The sequence below is a fragment of the Parasphingorhabdus sp. genome (genome assembly GCF_048269865.1).
In the GTDB taxonomy this organism is placed as follows: domain Bacteria; phylum Pseudomonadota; class Alphaproteobacteria; order Sphingomonadales; family Sphingomonadaceae; genus Parasphingorhabdus.
This window is the reverse complement of the sequence record NZ_JBLWUA010000011.1, coordinates 152,906-169,256: the sequence shown is the minus strand read 5'-3', so window position 1 is coordinate 169,256 and position 16,351 is coordinate 152,906. Positions and strand designations below refer to the sequence as shown.

The following is a 16,351-nucleotide window of genomic DNA, read 5'->3' as shown; positions in this document are numbered from 1 at the left end:
AATATTTAGAAAATTGGAGCGTATTTAAAATGGCTGATATTGCAAAACTGGTCGAAGAACTTTCGAAACTCACCGTCATGGAAGCGGCTGAACTGTCCAAGGCACTGGAAGAAGAGTGGGGCGTTTCCGCTGCTGCTGCTGTTGCTGTTGCCGGACCTGCTGCTGCAGGCGGTGGCGAAGCTGCTGAAGAGCAGAGCGAATTTGACGTGATCCTGACCGGCGACGGCGGCAAGAAGATCCAGGTCATCAAGGAAGTCCGTGCGATCACCGCTCTGGGCCTCACCGATGCCAAGGCTCTCGTCGAAGGCGCACCGAAAGCGATCAAGGAAGGCGTTGCCAAAGCCGAAGCAGAAGAAATCAAGGCGAAGATCGAAGCTGCCGGCGGTACCGTCGAACTCAAGTAAGCCTTACGGTTTATCGAAACTATCAAGGGCGGTTTCCGGTTCGGAGGCCGCCCTTTTTCTATGGCCGCTTCCGTGACGGCGACCGGATGATATTCCCGTCCTCCTCTGGCAGAATGATTGACACGGCCCGGCCGCTGCGCGACTAGAAGCTTTCACGATTCCGGGGGAAGCCATGACCGACAATCAGGACCTGATCGATCTTGTACGGACGATCCCCGACTATCCCAAACCCGGCATCCAGTTTCGCGATGTATCCACCCTGCTGCTCGACGGCCCGGCCTTTCGCCAGACGATAGACCGGATGATTGCGCTCGTCGATCCGGCCAGCTTCGACCTGATCGCGGGCATCGAGGCGCGTGGCTTCATTGTTTCAGCCGCGATGTCCTATGCGCTGACCAAGGGCAAGATCATGCTGCGCAAGCCGGGCAAACTGCCGGGCAAGTCGGTGAGCATCGACTATGCGCTGGAATATGGCACTGACAAAATTGAAATGCATGTCGATGCGATCAAGCCGGGCCAGCGGGTATTGCTGGTCGATGATCTGATCGCCACTGGCGGCACCGCGATGGCCGGTGTCGAGCTGCTCCGCGGTCAGGGCGCGATTGTCGAACAGGCCCTGTTCATCGTCGACCTGCCCGATCTGGGCGGCGCTGAGAAACTCACGGCAGCCGGTGTGACGCCAACGGCGCTGATGGCCTTTGCCGGTGATTGAGCGGATTGCGATCATCACCGGCGTGCAGGACGAGGCCGATGCCTTCCTGCGCGATCATCCGGTCACGCGCATCGAAAGCCCGCTGGGCACCGTCCGCCAGCTGGAGCATGCGGGCAAGCAAGTCTCGGTCTTGTGCTCCGGTATCGGCAAGGTCCACGCCGGTGCGGCGGCGCTCTATATGCACAGCCATTTCCAGCCGGATCTGTTTCTGGTGATCGGCACCGCCGGGCATGTCAGCGCGCTCGCCGGCGATTGCTTCTATCTCGGCGAGTCCCTGCAGGCCGATTATGGCACGCTGGAAAAGTTCGGCGACCATGACGGCTTCACCCATTATAATGCAGGGGCCTGGCCGATCGGTCCCTCCGACTGGAAACCGTTCGAGGCCCACCCGATGCCGGCCGCGTTCGCTCTGCCCCAGGCACGGATCGCAACCGCCGACTGTTTCGTCAAATGCCCCGACCGGTCCGGCTACCTGCGCAATGTGCTGAAAGCCGATCTGGTCGATATGGAAACCGCAGCGGTGGCGCAGATCGCGGCCCTGCTCAATATTCCCTGGGCGGGCATAAAGGCAGTCACCGATGGCGCCAACAGCGACAGCTCGGGTGATTTCCACGCCAATCTGGAACGGGCCGCCAACCGGGCGGCAAGCGAAGCGGCACGGTTTATTGCATTGCTGTGATAGTGTTTGACAAGCTGCCTCCCAATTAGCCACACTTGACGGGTCGCTCAATATTCGGGGAAGCCATGTGCCAGTACTTGAATTTGTCGTTAAGAAAACGCTGCATTTCATGCCGATATTGTTCGGATTTCTGTTTTTTGGGCCACTTTTTGCACAAATCATGGATAAAATGGGATGGCAATTACCGCTTGGCCTGCCAACCCTGACTTTGGGCCTGATCGTCGGCGGCACCTGGGGAATCATCGCATTCTTCCGGGGCAGCTGGATCTGGGCCAGACCATGACCGAGGCAGAGCTGCGCAAGCAGGAGCGCATGATCGCCCGCAAATATGCCGACCGCTTTCCCTGGGAAGTGCCGGTCTGGGGCCTGGGCAATCTGGTCATCTGGCTATCGCTCTGGCCGCTGGTTTTTCTGGATATTCTGCCCCTCTGGCTTGCCTTTCCGATCGCCTGCGTCAACGTGATGGCCTGCTTCCTGCCCGCCCATGAAGCGGTCCACGGCATGATCGCCAGACCCGGCCAGAGGCTGCGCTGGCTGAACGAACTGGTGGGCCATCTCAGCCTGTTGCCCATGGCCATGCCCTATCGCATCCAGAAACTGACTCATTTCGAGCACCACAAACATGTCAACCACCCGGAACATGACCCTGATATCACGACGCGGTCCCAAGGTCCGTGGCACGCGATCTGGCAAAGCGTTGTCCAGCGGCAACGCGGCAAGGGCGGCGTGCTGCGCGGCTATGGCTATATATTGAAAAAGATCGGCCGGTCCGATGTGCTGGTCGACGGCGCACTCTATCAGCTGACCTTCTTCGCCGCGTTATTCGCGCTCGCCTGGAGCAGCTATGCGATTGAGGCCGCCCTGCTCTGGTGGGCGCCGCGCCATATCGGCATCGCCTATATCCAGTTTTTCTTCAGCTGGGCCCCGCATCATCCGGCGGTCAAACAGGGCCGCTATGACAATGCCAAATTTTTCAGAAGCCGGGTGGGGAATATCGCATCCATGGGCATGCAATATCATCTGATCCACCATCTCCATCCGTTCATCCCCCTGACCGACACGCCCAAGGCGTTTCGGGAGCTGCGGCCGATATTGGAGGCGAGAGGGTGCCGGTTTGAAGGCGATTTACAATGAGCGCGCTGCGCTAGCTTTCCACCCAATTGCCGTGAAATCCCGGCGGGATGCGGTGTGGCACATGGATCACCGCCTGCGGCTCTCCGAGAAAATCATCGGCGTTCAATATCTGCAGTTCGGTGGTTTCGTTGGCGGCGTCGATCACCAGCCCGATTAGCCAGCCGTCATCTTCCTTGGCATCCTCGCCGGTATCCTCCGCCCGCGGCACGAACACAAATTCACCCGGATAACGATCTGCACCCAGCGCGCGAGTCTGCGTTTGACCGCTTTCCATATCGTGCTTGAACAGTTCCGACCCGCCGCGATCAAATACGCCGCTGTCATTTTCCGCCAGTGCCACGCTGTAGACATAGCGATAGGGCTGCGCCGTCATCCGTTCGTTATAGCGCGGAAATTCCTGATTTTTGTCGTGGATGATCTGGCGATCAACCGATTGGGTTTCGGGATCGACCGTCCAGCGTTCCAGCCGCGCCCATTTCCCGCCGGGTCCATATGGCGACTGCGCATACATGCTCTCATGCACCACCATATCGACGATCACCTTCCCGTCAGCGGTCTCGAACGCGTTGGCCGGATGGAAAACATAGCAGGGCTCGACATCGCACCAGATGATGTCATCATTGCTGCCTGTCTTCGGCAGCAGGCCGACCCGTGCGCCATGATCCGGGTTCCAGTCATAGGGAAATTGAAAGCCTTTCAGCAGCCGCTTCATCGAAAGCGTCGCCGGCAGATCGAGCACCAGCACATAATTTTCGCTGATCGCACAATCGTGGATCGACGGGCCGTCCTTGACCGCTATCGGCTCCTCGCGGATCACCCTGCCCTTCGGATCGACCACCACATGCCAGACCCTATCCTGCGTCGCAGCATCATAGCAGATCGCATGCCGCTCACCGGTTCTCGGATCCAGATGCGGGTGGGCCGAATAGGCATGGGTCAGCGTGCCATCGAACGGATTATGCCTGATCGTATCCAGTTCGTCGGTCAGCTCGACCGGAAAGCCGCCGGCCTCGACAATCGCAAAGGTCCGGCGGTCGATGCCGACGATATTGGTATTGGCGGTATCCGACCGCGGGTTGCGAGCTCCCGGCTTGCGCGGTTCGCCCAGCGCATCGCTCACCGCATTGCTGCGGATCCAGCGGTTGCGATACCAGGCCGCCTCGCCGCCCTTGATCCGGATGCCATGCGCCATCCCGTCGCCGACAAACCAGTGATGGCTTGGGCTATGCGCTTTTTTCAGCGGATTGGGCCCGATCCGCAGATAGCGTCCGTCGAGCTGCTCCGGGATAGTGCCAGTGACCTGCATCGCCGCGATCGTTTCCTCGCTCTGCATTGGCGCATGGATCCCGTCCAGAAACGGATGCCCGCCATTGGGCTCGGGCAGGCGTTTGCGGTTATAATTGGCAACGGCGGTGATCATCGGGGTCACAGCGGAGCGAATTGTCTTTTCAATTACGGAGGCCATAGGCGGTTCCTTTCCTGGATTGCGAATCCAACAACACAGCTGTTGGCAAATCGAGTCCCAATGTTTATGGCGTTAACATGCCAAACAATGATAACAGTGTCAACATACGTCTGCCAAAAGGCAAAACATGCTTCCATTTCTTCCACTGCGAGGCCTCCCGGTGAACGCGCCCTATCATCACGGCGACCTGCGCGCTGCGGCGCTGGAAATGGGGATGGAGCGGCTGGCGAAGCAGGAGCAGCCCGATCTCGGCCTGCGCGCGCTCGCCCGTGACCTCGGCGTCTCGGCAACCGCGCTGTACCGCCACTTCCCGAACAAGGATGCCCTGCTCGACGCTCTGGCGCTGGAGGGTCTCGACAGGCTGGGCAGGCATCAGGCAGACGCGGCCGCCAAGGCCGGTGGCGGCCCCGACGGCTTTGCCGAGATCGGCGTTACCTATGTCACCTGGGCGGTCGAAAACCCGGCGTTGCTGCGCCTGATCTACAGCCGCGTCGGCCAGGTCGATCTCGCCAGCGACGATCCAACCGCGATGGGCGAAGCCTTTCATCAGCTTCGCTCCGGCATTGCCGCCATGATGCCGGATGAAATGTCCAGGGAACAGCGCGCCGCCGCCGCCCTCCACGCCTGGTCGCTGGTCCACGGGCTGGCGATGCTGATCCTTGATGGCCAGGTCGAATATGATCCGGCAATGGTCCGCAAGGTGGTGCGGATGACGGATTTCAGTCCCTGCTGACCCAGTCGACCACCAGCCACCCTGACCTGGATCATGTTTAACCTGCCTTTTACCGGATTCTGCTAGCGCTCCGTCTCGATTGGCAGGCGGGAAGCAGAACAAGACAGATGATAGATTTCTTCACCAAAAGCGACAGGCGCGGAACGGCCTGGTTCGCCATCCTGTTCGCTCTGGTCTTCGTGCTTGGCGGCCTGGAACTCGCACTGGCCGACCGTAAATATGGATTGTTCACCGGTGGCTTTGGCCAGTCTCAGGCGGTTGACACATTTGCGGAACGGCTCATTTTCCTCGTCGGCTATATCTCGTCGATCACCATGCTGATCACGGGAATCTGGTGGATCATCGTCCGGGTCTTCCGCAGCAAAAGGTCCTGGCCGCCCGTATTCTTGCTGATCACCATTGTCGGTGGCGGTTATATTCTGCTGCTGGCGCTGACGTTCCAGCTGCACCAATATTTCAGCGACACCATGAGCTTTGCGCTGATGGCCAATCTCGGCGGCGGCAGCCTCACCGATGCCTTGCTATTCGTATCCAACGAGATTTTCATCGGTATTGCTGCGCTGGCGATCGGCTTGGCTTTCTATATCTTTCTATTCCGATGGCTTTCCCGGAAGTTCCCCGTTCGATCGACTGATCCGGTCTGGCCGGCCCAGGGACGCCTTTTCATAGGCCTCTTTTTCTCAACGCTGCTGCTAGCCGTGACCGTGCCATCGGTGTCAATCGATGTCCACAATGGCCTCAATCGCACACTTGCCTGGGGCCTGTTTACCCAGGCTGCCAATACCGTTACCGATTTCGATCGCGATGGTTACGGATGGGTCTCTACCATGCCGGACCGCTACCCCTTTGATGGCTCCCGCTATCCGCTGGCGCTCGATGTCCCCGACAATGGCATAGACGAAGATGGCTATGGTGGCGATTTGCAGCTGGTAGAGATGACAGCGCAACAGCCCATCCGCCTGATTGAAGGCAACCGCCCCAATCTTATCGTGATTGTCATGGAGAGCGCTCGCTACGATACGATCGGCAAGCGGATCAATGGCAAACCGGTTGCCCCCAATCTCGAAGCCATTGCCAAATCAGGCAGCATCATTGCGCCTGTCTTTAGTCATGTCGGCTTCACCACCGCATCGCTCAAATCCCTGTTCAGCGGCGCGCTGCAGCCTGAGACCGGATCGCCCTCACTGTTCCGCGAACTTAAATCGAGCGGCTACGAGATTTCGGTCTTCTCGGGCCAGCCGGAAGATTTTGGCGGCATTTCCAAAACCGTCGGCATGCGGGAAAATGCCGATATATTTATCGATGGTGAAAAGCTGAAAGATCTCCGCGCCTTCAGCAACGCCGCCCAAGGTTCGATCCTGATTGACGAAAGCCATCTTCTGGACGCTTTTGCGCAAGAATATGCAAAGCCCTCGGATTGGGCCCAGCCACAATTTATCTACTTCAATTTCCAGTCCCCGCATTTTCCCTATTTTCATGAGGGTATGCCACTCACATTGACGGACAGGGCATTGCCCCGCTCGGAGATCAGCCCGAAAAATCGGGAGGCGCTGCAGCGAACCTATTGGAACGCGGTAAACTACTCTGACCAGAAGCTCGGCGAACTGGTGTCCAGACTGAAGCAGGATGGAGTATGGGACAATAGCGTGGTCGTCATAACCGGCGACCATGGCGAGGATCTGTTCGAAGACGGACTGCTCGGTCACGGCCACAATATCAATTACCGGCAATATGGCACGTTTCTGGTCACCAACCGTCCGGGTGTGACCGCCGATGGACCGATTGGGCTGAGCGATTATCGGTCGATCATCCTGTCGTTGCTTCAGGGGAAAAAGCCGCATGTGGCGGAAAAGCCGGTACTGATGATGATCGGCGATCTCGATCGGCCGACCCAGATCGGCATCGCTGAAGGCGGCACGCGGTTGACGAGCCTGCGGCTTGATACCGGTGAAGCCTGCCTGGTAGAGCAAAACCGCTGTGCCAATGCCGACGGCTTGACCGGCCGTTTCAAAGACCGGGTCGATCGCCTGATCCGGGTCTGGGGTTCCGCCCGATGGCAGAACCGGTCGGAGAAGCCGCGCGATTGACGAAGATCACCGAATTGACAGGCAAAAGGCCTCATCAATCGGCACCGCCCCCTTGACCGGAATCCAACAACTCTCTATATCCCGCGCTCACCACAGATTTCGAGACAGGGCGTGCAGTCGCGCGGCGCGCCAGAAGAAATGAAATCTGCACGGTTTTCAGGACGCTAAAAAGCTGCAGTTTCCCACTTTGGGGAACATGCGGCTTTTGTTGTCTTGAAGCGCCTCCACATATTGATTTTCCGCCGGTTTTCCGGCGATGGCGAGAAGGCAAAACTATATGGCTACCCAAGCAGCTTCGGTCAAAACGACGGCTCCGACCCCGACCCGCAAAAAACGCATTCGCAAGATCTTTGGCGACATTCACGAAGTCATCGAAATGCCGAATCTCATCGAGGTTCAGCGCGAGTCGTATGAGCAGTTTCTGCGCTCGGATCCTTCGATCGGATATGTTTCCGGGCTGGAAAAGACGCTGCGCAGCGTTTTCCCGATCCGCGATTTTGCTGGCACAGCCGAAATGGACTTCGTCAACTATCAGCTCGAAGATCCCAAATATAACGTCGAAGAATGCCGTCAGCGTGGCATCACCTATGCCGCGCCGATGAAGGTCACGCTGCGCCTGATCGTGTTTGAGGTCGACCCTGAAACCGAAGCCCGCTCGGTTCTCGATATCAAGGAACAGGACGTTTATATGGGCGACATGCCCTTGATGACCAAGAACGGCACGTTCGTCATCAACGGTACCGAGCGCGTTATCGTCAGCCAGATGCACCGTTCGCCCGGTGTGCTGTTTGACCATGACCGCGGTAAGACCCACAGTTCCGGCAAATTCCTGTTCGCCGCCCGCGTAATTCCCTATCGCGGCAGCTGGCTCGACTTTGAATTTGACGCCAAGGACATCGTTAACGTCCGTATCGACCGCAAGCGCAAGCTGCCGGTGACCGCATTGTTGCGTTCGCTGGGCGATGCCATCCTTGAGGTTAAAGAAAAGAAGCCTGATTTCTCCGTTGGCGAAATGGTTCGGGTCGCTGGCATGAAGCAGCCCGCAGAAATCCTCGAAGTCGACGGCAATCTGATCACCATCCGAGAGCCGATGGGTGCGATTGATTTCAACGGCGGCAAGATCGAAGACGAAGGCCGTACCAAGAGCGCCGAAATCGTCAAGATCGTCAAGCAGGGCTATTCGGAAGAGGATATCCTCAACCTTTTCTACGGGCGCATCGTCTACAAACGTGCGAAAGATGGCTGGACGATTCCATTCGTCACCGAGCAATGGCGCGGCCTGAAGCCGACCTTTGATATCGTCGACGCCGACAGCGGCGAAGTCGTCTTCGAAGCCGGCACCAAGATCACGCCACGCGCCGCGAAAAAAGCGGAATCCGATGGCATGAAAAATATCGTCATTCCGACCGAGGAAATTTTCGGTCGCTACAGCGCTTTTGATCTGATCAACGAAAAGACTGGCGAGATTTACATCGAAGCCGGTGACGAAGTGACCGCCGAAAATCTGGAAAAGATCGACAATGCCGGTATTGATTCGCTCGAACTGCTCGATATCGATCATGCGACGACCGGTCCCTGGATCCGCAACACGCTGAAAGCCGACAAGGCCGAAGATCGTGACGGCGCCCTTTCCGACATCTACCGCGTGATGCGCCCTGGTGAACCGCCAACGCGTGAAACCGCTGAAGCGCTGTTCGAAGGCCTGTTCTTCGACCCCGAGCGCTACGACCTCTCCGCTGTGGGCCGCGTCAAGCTGAACATGCGTCTCGAACTGGACGCTCCGGCTGACTACACCATCCTGCGCAAGGAAGACATTCTGGCTGTGGTCAAAACCCTCGTCGACCTCAAGGACGGCAAGGGCGAAGTCGATGACATCGACAACCTCGGCAACCGCCGCGTCCGTTCCGTTGGCGAATTGCTGGAAAACCAGTATCGCGTCGGCCTGCTCCGCATGGAGCGCGCAGTTAAGGAACGCATGAGCAGCGTCGATGTGTCCACCGTAATGCCGAACGACCTGATCAATGCGAAACCTGCCGTCGCGACTGTTCGCGAATTCTTCGGTTCCTCGCAGCTGTCCCAGTTTATGGATCAGACCAACCCGCTTTCGGAAGTCACCCATAAACGCCGCGTGTCGGCGTTGGGCCCCGGTGGTTTGACCCGCGAGCGGGCCGGCTTTGAAGTCCGCGACGTTCATCCGACCCATTATGGCCGTATCTGTCCGATTGAAACGCCGGAAGGTCCGAACATTGGTCTGATCAACTCGCTGGCATCGTTTAGCCGCGTCAACCAGTATGGCTTCATCGAAACCCCATATCGGAAAGTCGTCGACAACAAGGTTACCGACGATGTGGTTTATCTCTCCGCTATGGAAGAGCAGAAACACACCGTGGCGCAGGCGAATGCCGAGCTGAACGATGACGGGAGCTTCGTCGAGGAAATCGTTTCTTCGCGTCAGGGAGGTGAATTCCTGATGGCGCCGCGCGATATCATCACCTTGATGGACGTCAGCCCGAAGCAGCTGGTATCGGTTGCAGCCTCGCTCATTCCATTCCTGGAAAACGATGACGCCAACCGCGCGCTCATGGGATCGAACATGCAGCGCCAGGCGGTTCCTTTGGTGAAAGCCGAAGCTCCGTTTGTTGGTACCGGCATGGAAGAAACCGTTGCCCGCGACTCAGGCGCTGCGATCGCCGCGCGCCGCGCTGGTATCGTCGATCAGGTGGACGCCACCCGTATCGTAATCCGCGCATCAGGTGCAGTGGAAGCTGGCAAGTCGGGCGTGGACATTTACACGCTGCAGAAGTTCCAGCGTTCCAACCAGAACACCTGCATCAACCAGCGTCCGCTGGTGAAGGTCGGCGAGATTGTCCAGAAAGGCGACACGATTGCCGATGGTCCATCCACTGACATGGGTGAACTGGCACTGGGCAAGAACAGCCTCGTCGCCTTCATGCCCTGGAACGGCTACAACTACGAGGATAGTATCCTGATCTCCGAGCGGATCGTGAAAGACGACGTCTTCACCTCGATCCACATCGAAGAATTTGAAGTCATGGCCCGCGACACCAAGCTTGGACCGGAAGACATCACCCGCGATATTCCCAATGTCGGTGAGGAAGCCCTGCGCAACCTCGACGAAGCCGGCATTGTCTATATTGGTGCGGAAATCGAGCCGGGCGATATTCTCGTCGGCAAAATCACGCCCAAGGGTGAATCGCCAATGACGCCGGAAGAAAAACTTCTGCGTGCCATCTTTGGTGAAAAAGCTTCCGATGTTCGTGACACCTCCCTGCGTCTGCCTCCCGGTGTTGCCGGTACGGTGGTCGAGGTTCGCGTGTTCAACCGCCACGGTATCGACAAGGACGAACGCGCCCTTGCGATTGAACGCGAGGAAATTGGTCGCTTTACCAAGGACCGTGACGACGAACGCGCCATCCTCAACCGGGCAACTTTCAACACGCTGAAAGACATGCTGATCGGTCAGACCGCGACCTCCGCGCCGAAGCCGATGAAGAAAGGTGCAGAAATCACCGAGGAAAGCCTGACCGAACTGGAACAGGCCGACTGGTGGAAGATCGCCGTCAAGGACGATCAGGTTCAGTCCGATTTCGAAGCCACCCGTCAGCAATATGACGAAGCAATCAAGCGGATCAACGAACGGTTCGAAGACCGTCGTGAGAAGCTCGAGCGCGGCGACGAACTCGCACCGGGCGTTCTGAAGATGGTCAAAGTCTTCGTCGCCGTGAAGCGCAAGCTGCAACCGGGTGACAAAATGGCTGGCCGTCACGGCAACAAGGGGGTCATCTCCCGGATTCTGCCGCAGGAAGACATGCCGTTCCTCGAGGATGGTACCCCGGTTGACATCGTGCTCAACCCGCTGGGTGTGCCTTCACGCATGAACGTCGGTCAGATTTTCGAAACCCATCTGGGCTGGGCTGCACGTGGTCTGGGCCAGCAGGTTACCGAAGCGCTGGAAGAATGGCGTCTGGCCAATCCCGATCCGGAAGCGGCCCCGCCACCGGACGCGGTCAAGGAAAAGCTCAAGGTCATTTACGGCGAGCAATATCATGAAGACATTGACTCCCGTGGCACATCCGAGATCGTCGAAATGGTCGGCCATCTCCGTCACGGTGTCCCAATGGGCACGCCGGTATTTGACGGTGCACACGAGGGCGACATTTCCGACATGCTTGAACTGGCGGGTCTGGATCGCAGCGGTCAGGTTGATCTTTATGATGGCCGGACCGGCGACAAGTTCGACCGCAAGGTGACCGTGGGCTATATCTACATGCTCAAGCTGCACCATCTGGTCGACGACAAGATCCACGCCCGTTCAATCGGACCTTACAGCCTTGTCACGCAGCAGCCTCTTGGCGGTAAAGCGCAATTTGGCGGACAGCGTTTCGGGGAAATGGAAGTCTGGGCATTGCAGGCTTACGGCGCGGCATACACGCTGCAGGAAATGCTGACGGTCAAGTCGGATGACGTGATCGGCCGGACCAAGGTCTATGAGGCGATCGTCAAGGGTGACGATACGTTCGAAGCCGGCGTTCCGGAGAGCTTCAACGTTCTGGTCAAGGAAATGCGGTCGCTCGGCCTCAACATTCAGCTCTCCAGCTTTGGCGACGAGGATGAAGATGAGGACGACGACGGGATTGCGATCGCGGCGGAGTGAGGCGCTAGCTTCACACCCCGCAGCATTTCAAATTTGGGGCGAAAGCCCAAGAGGAATTAAGACATGAATCAAGTAACAAATTTTGCAAATCCGATCGCAAAACCGGAAACATTCGACCAGATTCAGATTGGCCTGGCCTCGCCAGAGCGCATCCGCAGCTGGTCATTCGGCGAAATCAAAAAGCCGGAAACCATCAACTACCGGACCTTCAAGCCGGAACGCGACGGCCTGTTCTGCGCCCGTATCTTTGGCCCGGTGAAGGATTACGAATGCCTGTGCGGCAAGTACAAGCGCATGAAGTACAAAGGCATCGTCTGTGAAAAATGCGGTGTCGAAGTCACGGTGACCAAGGTTCGCCGCGAGCGCATGGGTCATATCGATCTCGCTGCTCCGGTCGCCCATATCTGGTTCCTGAAATCGCTGCCATCGCGTATTGGCCTGCTGCTCGACATGCAGCTCAAGCAGCTGGAACGCGTGCTCTATTTCGAAAGCTATGTGGTCATCGAACCCGGCTTGACCGCGCTGGAAAAATTCCAGTTGCTGACCGAAGACGAGATGCTCGCCGCGCAGGATGAATATGGCGAAGACGCTTTCTCTGCCGGTATCGGTGCCGAAGCGGTCAAGATCATGCTGCAGGACCTCGACTTGGAGCGGGAACGCGACGATCTCATGGAAGAGTTGCGCACGACCAAATCCACGTTGAAGCCGAAAAAGATCATCAAGCGGCTGAAAGTGGTCGAAAGCTTCATCGATTCGGGCAACAAGCCGGAATGGATGATCCTCGAAATCATTCCCGTGATCCCGCCCGAGCTGCGCCCGCTGGTGCCGCTCGATGGTGGCCGTTTCGCGACCTCCGATCTCAACGATCTCTATCGCCGCGTGATCAACCGGAACAACCGTTTGAAACGCCTGATGGAGCTGCGCGCGCCGGACATCATCGTCCGCAACGAAAAGCGCATGCTGCAGGAATCGGTCGACGCCCTGTTCGACAATGGCCGTCGTGGCCGGACCATCACCGGTGCCAACAAGCGCCCGCTGAAATCCCTGTCCGACATGCTCAAGGGCAAGCAGGGCCGCTTCCGCCAGAACCTGCTCGGCAAGCGTGTCGACTATTCCGGCCGTTCGGTCATTGTGACGGGTCCGGAGCTTAAACTGCACCAGTGCGGTCTGCCGAAGAAAATGGCGCTCGAGCTGTTCAAGCCATTCATCTACGCGCGCCTTGACGCGAAGGGTCTTTCGATGACCCTCAAGCAGGCCAAGAAATGGGTCGAAAAAGAACGCAAGGAAGTCTGGGACATTCTGGAAGAGGTGATCCGCGAGCATCCCGTGATGCTGAACCGTGCGCCGACGCTTCACCGTCTCGGCATCCAGGCTTTTGAGCCGGTATTGATCGAAGGCAAGGCAATTCAGCTTCACCCGCTGGTCTGCTCCGCCTTCAACGCCGACTTTGACGGTGACCAGATGGCTGTCCACGTTCCACTGAGCCTTGAGGCGCAGCTGGAAGCCCGCGTGCTAATGATGTCGACCAACAACATCCTGTCACCAGCCAATGGCAAGCCGATCATCGTTCCTTCGCAGGATATGGTCCTCGGCATCTATTATCTGACGATGGACCGGAAGGGCGAGCCCGGCGAAGGCATGATGCTGGCCGATATGGCCGAAGTGCATCAGGCGCTGGAAATTGGCGCAGTGACCTTGCACTCCAAAATCACCACCCGGGTTCCGCAAACCGATGAAGAAGGCAATCCGATCCTCAAGCGTTTCGAAACCACGCCGGGTCGTTTGCTGATCGCCGAATGTTTGCCGAAATCGCATCTGGTGCCTTTCGACATCGTCAACCGGCTGCTGACAAAGAAGGAAGTCGGCGACGTGATCGATCAGGTCTACCGCCACACCGGTCAGAAGGACACGGTCCTGTTTGCCGACGCGATCATGGGTCTTGGCTTCCGCCACGCCTGCCGTGCCGGCATTTCCTTCGGCAAGGATGACATGATCATTCCGGATTCGAAGGACAAGACGGTCGAAGAAACCCGGACGCTGGTTGCTGACTATGAGCAGCAGTATCAGGACGGCCTGATCACCCAGCAGGAAAAATACAACAAGGTGATCGACGCCTGGTCGCGCTGTGGTGACACGGTTGCGAACGCGATGATGGACGAACTGGCGGCGACCCCGCTGGACGAGAACGGTCGCGAACGCGAGATTAACGCGATCTACATGATGAGCCACTCCGGTGCCCGTGGTTCGCCAGCCCAGATGAAGCAGCTGGGCGGCATGCGCGGCCTGATGGCGAAACCTTCTGGCGAGATCATCGAAACACCGATCATCTCGAACTTTAAGGAAGGCCTGACGGTTCTCGAATATTTCAACTCCACTCACGGTGCCCGTAAGGGTCTCGCGGATACGGCGTTGAAAACGGCAAACTCCGGCTATCTGACCCGTCGTCTTGTCGACGTTTCGCAGGATTGCACGATCGTCGAGGAAGATTGCGGCACCGAAAATGCGCTGGAGATGAAAGCCATCGTCCAGGGCGGTTCGGTTATCGCATCGCTGGGCGAACGTATCCTTGGCCGCACGATGGCCGAAGATATTGTCGACAGCAAAGATGACAGCGTCGTGATCAAAGCCGGCACATTGCTGGACGAAGCGGCCATTCTGGTGATCGAAGAGCTCGGCATTCAATCGGCACGCATTCGCTCGCCGCTGGTGTGCGAATCCAAGATGGGCGTCTGCGGCACCTGCTACGGCCGTGACCTTGCTCGCGGTACACCGGTGAATATCGGTGAAGCGGTTGGCGTCATTGCAGCCCAGTCGATCGGTGAGCCTGGCACCCAGCTGACGATGCGGACCTTCCACATCGGCGGCGCGGCACAGCTCAACGAGCAGTCCAATCTGGAATCGGTGGCTGAAGGTGTTGTCGAATATCGCGACATGCCGGTCATCGAAGACAAGAACGGACGCTTCCTGTCGCTGGCGCGTAGCGGTATCATCGCCGTGATCGACAATGACGGTCGCGAACGCTCTGCCGACAAGGTGCCTTATGGTACCAGCGTGCTGATCAAGGATGGCGCCAAGGTCAAACTGGGCGATCGTCTGGCGGAATGGGATCCATTCACCATGCCAATGATCACCGAGAAGCCGGGCGTCATCAAGTTCCAGGACGTCATCGAAGGCAAGACGATGACCGAACAGACCGATGAAGCCACCGGTATCGCACAGCGCGTGATTACCGAATATCGTGCCTCTGGCCGTGGAGCCAACAAAGAGGATCTGCGTCCCCGCCTCACCCTGCTGGATGAGAATAGCGGAGAAGCCGGTCGCTACATGCTCGCCAACGGTGCGACCCTGTCCGTCGAAGACGGTGCCAAGGTTGCTGCCGGTGACGTGCTAGCCCGTGTGTCTCGCGAAGCGGCAAAAACCCGCGATATTACAGGTGGTCTGCCACGCGTGGCCGAACTGTTCGAGGCGCGTATTCCGAAGGACAACTCGATCATCGCGAAAATCGATGGTCGGATTGAATTCGTCCGCGACTATAAGGCGAAGCGCAAGATCGCGATTGTCCCGGAAGAAGGCGAACCCGTCGAATATCTGGTGCCGAAGACGAAAGTCATCGACGTGCAGGAAGGCGACTTCGTCAAGAAGGGCGACAATCTGGTCTCCGGTTCTCCCGATCCGCATGATATTCTTGAAGTTCTCGGGGTAGAGGCGCTGGCCGAATATCTCGTTTCCGAAATTCAGGAAGTCTATCGTCTGCAGGGCGTGAAAATCAACGATAAGCACATCGAGACGATCGTTCGTCAGATGCTGCAGAAGGTTGAAATCACCAATGGTGGCGACACCACCTTGTTGCCAGGCGAGCAGGTCGATCTGGAAGAGATGCTGGAATATAACGCCAAGCTGACCAAGAAGCAGGTTCCGGCCGAAGGCAAGCCGGTTCTCCTCGGAATCACCAAGGCGAGCCTGCAGACCCGCAGCTTCATCTCTGCCGCTTCTTTCCAAGAAACCACCCGGGTGCTCACCCAGGCGGCGGTCGAGGGCAAGAAGGATCAGCTGATTGGTCTGAAGGAAAATGTCATCGTGGGTCGCTTGATCCCTGCCGGTACCGGCGCGGGCATGAACCGTGCGCGTATCGCCGCAACCAGCCGCGACGCGGCCCTGCGGGCGCAGCAGCAGAAGATGCTCGATGCGATGCAGGCAGCGGCCGACCTTAAGGCAGAGGAAGTGGCGCAAGCCGCAGCTCCTGCTGAAGCGGAACCAACGGCTGCTGACGTATTCGGGGAAACGCCGGTAGAGGAAAGCTTGATTGCTGCGGATAGTTCCGAAGAGCAACATGCGGCCGAACTGGCTCAGAATTCCGATGCCGCAACCGGTGATTCACACATGGCCAAAACCATGGGTGAAGGCATCAAGGATAGCGAAACCGAAGCCGCTCAAACCGATGGCGACAAGGAAGAATAAACCT

10 protein-coding genes are annotated in these 16,351 nt (G+C 57.9%); 9 read left to right on the top strand and 1 reads right to left on the bottom strand.

Annotation, left to right across the window (positions count from 1 at the left end; translation table 11 throughout):
- Positions 1-29 precede the first annotated feature (29 nt).
- The 5 genes from rplL (at position 30) to ACN0WW_RS15210 (ending at position 2,929) form a co-directional block, all read left to right on the top strand.
- Positions 30-404: a 50S ribosomal protein L7/L12 gene (gene rplL, locus ACN0WW_RS15230; protein ID WP_159645941.1), complete on the top strand. Its 375-nt coding sequence runs from the start codon at positions 30-32 to the stop codon at positions 402-404.
- A 172-nt stretch (positions 405-576) separates the two neighbouring features.
- Complete coding sequence (locus ACN0WW_RS15225) at positions 577-1,116, top strand: adenine phosphoribosyltransferase (RefSeq protein WP_417613721.1); 540 nt, start codon at positions 577-579, stop codon at positions 1,114-1,116.
- Entirely contained in the window at positions 1,109-1,795 is a 687-nt protein-coding gene (locus ACN0WW_RS15220) for a purine phosphorylase (protein WP_417613720.1), read from the top strand. The genes ACN0WW_RS15225 and ACN0WW_RS15220 overlap by 8 nt, the downstream gene beginning before the upstream one ends.
- 67 nt (positions 1,796-1,862) lie before the next feature.
- On the top strand, positions 1,863-2,078 hold the full coding sequence (locus tag ACN0WW_RS15215; RefSeq protein WP_417613719.1) for a hypothetical protein: 216 nt from the start codon (positions 1,863-1,865) through the stop codon (positions 2,076-2,078).
- Entirely contained in the window at positions 2,075-2,929 is an 855-nt protein-coding gene (locus ACN0WW_RS15210; protein WP_417613718.1) for a fatty acid desaturase, read from the top strand. Before ACN0WW_RS15215 ends, ACN0WW_RS15210 begins: the two co-directional genes overlap by 4 nt.
- A 10-nt stretch (positions 2,930-2,939) precedes the next feature.
- Here ACN0WW_RS15210 and ACN0WW_RS15205 read toward each other — a convergent pair whose 3' ends face one another.
- Positions 2,940-4,394, bottom strand: a complete 1,455-nt coding sequence (locus ACN0WW_RS15205; RefSeq protein ID WP_417613717.1) for a carotenoid oxygenase family protein — start codon at positions 4,392-4,394, stop codon at positions 2,940-2,942.
- Between the two features lie 127 nt (positions 4,395-4,521).
- Here ACN0WW_RS15205 and ACN0WW_RS15200 point away from each other — a divergent pair, with 127 nt between their 5' ends.
- The 4 genes from ACN0WW_RS15200 to rpoC all read left to right on the top strand — a co-directional run bounded on the left by ACN0WW_RS15200 (position 4,522) and on the right by rpoC (position 16,347).
- The gene (locus ACN0WW_RS15200) at positions 4,522-5,127 is read left to right on the top strand and encodes a TetR/AcrR family transcriptional regulator (RefSeq protein ID WP_417613716.1); all 606 of its coding nucleotides are present in this window, start codon (positions 4,522-4,524) and stop codon (positions 5,125-5,127) included.
- 107 nt (positions 5,128-5,234) lie between these two features.
- Positions 5,235-7,214 (top strand): sulfatase-like hydrolase/transferase, encoded by a 1,980-nt coding sequence (locus ACN0WW_RS15195; protein ID WP_417613715.1) that lies wholly within the window; start codon positions 5,235-5,237, stop codon positions 7,212-7,214.
- Positions 7,215-7,491: 277 nt separating this feature from the next.
- The gene (gene rpoB / locus ACN0WW_RS15190; RefSeq protein ID WP_417613714.1) at positions 7,492-11,889 is read left to right on the top strand and encodes a DNA-directed RNA polymerase subunit beta; all 4,398 of its coding nucleotides are present in this window, start codon (positions 7,492-7,494) and stop codon (positions 11,887-11,889) included.
- 63 nt (positions 11,890-11,952) lie between these two features.
- On the top strand, positions 11,953-16,347 hold the full coding sequence (gene rpoC, locus ACN0WW_RS15185) for a DNA-directed RNA polymerase subunit beta' (protein ID WP_417613713.1): 4,395 nt from the start codon (positions 11,953-11,955) through the stop codon (positions 16,345-16,347).
- Positions 16,348-16,351: the final 4 nt, after the last annotated feature.

Coding starts and splice junctions, on each gene's coding strand:
- ACN0WW_RS15195 (WP_417613715.1), top strand. CDS start 5,235: ATGATAGATTTCTTCACCAAAAGCGACAGGCGCGGAACGGCCTGGTTC.
- ACN0WW_RS15210 (WP_417613718.1), top strand. CDS start 2,075: ATGACCGAGGCAGAGCTGCGCAAGCAGGAGCGCATGATCGCCCGCAAA.
- rpoB (WP_417613714.1), top strand. CDS start 7,492: ATGGCTACCCAAGCAGCTTCGGTCAAAACGACGGCTCCGACCCCGACC.
- rplL (WP_159645941.1), top strand. CDS start 30: ATGGCTGATATTGCAAAACTGGTCGAAGAACTTTCGAAACTCACCGTC.
- ACN0WW_RS15225 (WP_417613721.1), top strand. CDS start 577: ATGACCGACAATCAGGACCTGATCGATCTTGTACGGACGATCCCCGAC.
- ACN0WW_RS15205 (WP_417613717.1), bottom strand. CDS start 4,394: ATGGCCTCCGTAATTGAAAAGACAATTCGCTCCGCTGTGACCCCGATG.
- ACN0WW_RS15200 (WP_417613716.1), top strand. CDS start 4,522: ATGCTTCCATTTCTTCCACTGCGAGGCCTCCCGGTGAACGCGCCCTAT.
- rpoC (WP_417613713.1), top strand. CDS start 11,953: ATGAATCAAGTAACAAATTTTGCAAATCCGATCGCAAAACCGGAAACA.